Origin of the sequence: Marinimicrobium sp. UBA4509 (assembly GCF_002388575.1) — a bacterium.
Lineage (GTDB): Bacteria > Pseudomonadota > Gammaproteobacteria > Pseudomonadales > Cellvibrionaceae > Marinimicrobium > Marinimicrobium koreense.
In genome coordinates this window covers 10,771-13,352 of sequence record NZ_DGMV01000005.1, presented here as the reverse complement: position 1 = coordinate 13,352, position 2,582 = coordinate 10,771, and the positions used below count along the sequence as shown (strand labels likewise).

Here is a 2,582-nt window from a genome sequence, read left to right as displayed (position 1 = left end):
CGAGCTGGCTCATCCCCTGCGTTGTGGACGCTCGCTCCCAGTTGGCGGGCAGGGTCAACACCTGGGTGCCGACACCGAGAAAAGGGGTCTGCGCCTGCTCCGCCACAAAGTGGGGAATCTGCTGGTATTCAAACCCGATGTCATAGCGTCCCTGCTCACCGTACAGAAGCCGCACTTGACGTGAGTCGAGCCCCAGGTTTTTGGCCTGTGCCTCGGCATAGGTGCCCTGCTCATTGCGCGTCCTGACTTCCAGCTCACCCAACCAATAAGGGCCGCTTTCATCCAGTCCGGTGTAATCACCAAACTTGGCGGAACTCTCGGACACATGCCCCACCCCGGCGGTGACACGCCCCTCCCGCTGGCTCTGCTCCGGGCACAGGCTACAGGCCCACTCGGCGGTGTCCGCAGACGGCCAATAGCCTTGAGCAAGACTGTTCTGACTGCCGAGACCCACAGCCACCATAAGGCAGCCCGTCATCCAGACATGCGCGGGGCGGTGGCGAAGACAGACGGTTTCCATCAGTAACCTCCCGCTAACGACTCAGGTTACGGCCCGAGGGATGATTGGAGCCATGCACCTGCGAATGGCAATTGGTGCAGCTACCGCCCAGCAAAGCGGCGGACGGACGACCGTCCGGCAAGCGTTCCCCCGTTTGGGCAATACTGGGGTGGCCGGCCCGCGAGTGACACTCCTGACACAACAAAGGTGCCCGGCGGCGCAACAGCGAGTCGTGATTGGAGCCGTGAGGGACATGGCAGGAGGCACAATCTTCGGCCGCTGGCGCATGCTCCCAAAGAAAAGGCCCGCGTTTTTCCGCATGACACTCTAAACAGGTTTCATTCAGTGTCCCACGCACCAGCATGGCGTCGTTCAGCGTACCGTGCGGCTGATGACATTCAGTGCAGGCCATCTGCCCCTGACGCATCGGGTGGGTCGAGGCCTGGAGGCTCTGCGCCCGCTCCCGGGTGTGACAGTCAAAACACACACCCGCCTGCTCCTGCCGGTTCATGACCGGGTCGTGCGGTGAGTGTACCGAGTGACAGCTCGTGCAGGTGAGCCCCTGACGCTCGTGCACACTGCCCTGCCAATGGTTGCGCTCCTGTGACTGATGACAGCTCAGGCAAATGGCCACCTCCTGTTCGCGGCTGGCGCGTCCCTGATGAGCAAACGCCAAAGGAGCGGGCCGCTCCTGCCCTGGACGCAGCCTGCCCGCATGGTCGCCTCCCGGGCCGTGACAGCTCTCGCACTGCTGTTGCGCAAACGGCGTTCCCGGATCGCTGGCCACCGCATGGGGCGTACTGAAGATACCCTCGACAGTGTCGCCACTATGACAACGCAGGCAGGTATCCGCCCCCTGATCGGAAAACGCCGGCAGCGCTTCATGAACATCAGTCTGGGCCAGGGCCCCGCCTGTCAGCAGGGCCACCAAGACAACCAGAGCAGTCGTTGCTTTAGCGTAAACCATGGACACGTTCTACATCGGCAATTTGGCCGGGGCCGTGGCACACCGAACAGGTCTCGGTCACTGCGGCATCCAGCACCTCCTGAGTCTGATCGAACACACCCCCGTTGAGAATCATATGGGTCTGCGCCAGGTCATTCGTGTGGCAGGAGCCACAGGCGGCGCTCGCCTCCGATACTTTCAGGTGCACGGATGGGTCGGCGGGATTCCCCTCGGTCAGCACAGTGGTGCCCAGCACAGTGGCCGGCAGTGGTAACTGATAACCATCGTCCGTGTGGCAGGCCAGGCAATCACCCGCGCTGCGTGGGTAGCGCACCTCGCTGAAGTCGTAGCCCGTATTGCCAAAGCCATACGCCACATAGGGCTCATCCCGAACTTCAGAACCGTGAATGGCATGAATCATATACTTGAAGTGCACCGACTGTTCGGGTAAGCCATCCAGCATGGAAATACCTTCAACCACGGTATCCCCCGCGCGTCGGGCCAGGTCTGTGGTATTGGGGTTGTGGCAAATTGCACAGAGCTGCACTTCATCGGTTCGCTGGCCGCCATGAAAGGCCAACGCATCATTACGACTGTGGCACGTCTGGCACTTTTGCGTTTCCACCACCTGACGGCGCGGAACCGGTTCGGAGTCGGTAATGGCAAAGTACTTCACCGCCCCGGTAATCGGAATCTGGAAGCCCTCGTCCGGATCAACGGCCCGACCTTCCATACCCACCACACCGGAACCGGTGGCATCTCCGGGCAAGGCGCCGGTTGCCGAAATGGTAAAAGTACCATCGTTATTGTCCGTCGCATTCTGATTCACATTGGCCACCGACAATCCTGCCGCCGGTCCATGCACATAATCCCGGGTATCCCAGCCGATACGGATCGACAGACTCGCACCCGGGCCAAACAGAGGATCTTCCAGAATATCGTAGGGCGCGTCATCGTTGGTGGGGTCGGTAACCGAGAAGGTCACGGTCGGGGTTTCATTCTGGCCGGTGGCAATCACCTCCAGCAGGTTAAAGTGAAACTGCTGCGCCGCTACCTGCCCCGGTATGGCATGGCTCGCCAGCACATCCCCCGCAAACCCGCCCGGCTTATGGCAGATGGTGCACTCACTGTTGTTCG

The 2,582-nt window shown here is 61.2% G+C and carries 3 protein-coding genes; all 3 read right to left on the bottom strand.

The window, feature by feature from the left end; all coding sequences use genetic code 11:
• Positions 1 to 520, bottom strand: a 520-nt coding sequence (locus tag B3520_RS00310; RefSeq protein ID WP_286875028.1) for an MtrB/PioB family outer membrane beta-barrel protein, incomplete at its 3' end; no start/stop codon positions are given.
• A 13-nt stretch (positions 521 to 533) separates the two neighbouring features.
• The gene (locus B3520_RS00305) at positions 534 to 1,427 is read right to left on the bottom strand and encodes a DmsE family decaheme c-type cytochrome (protein WP_286806958.1); all 894 of its coding nucleotides are present in this window, start codon (positions 1,425 to 1,427) and stop codon (positions 534 to 536) included.
• A gap of 25 nt (positions 1,428 to 1,452) precedes the next feature.
• Positions 1,453 to 2,582: OmcA/MtrC family decaheme c-type cytochrome (locus tag B3520_RS00300; protein ID WP_286875025.1), on the bottom strand; the 1,130-nt coding region annotated here is incomplete at its 5' end.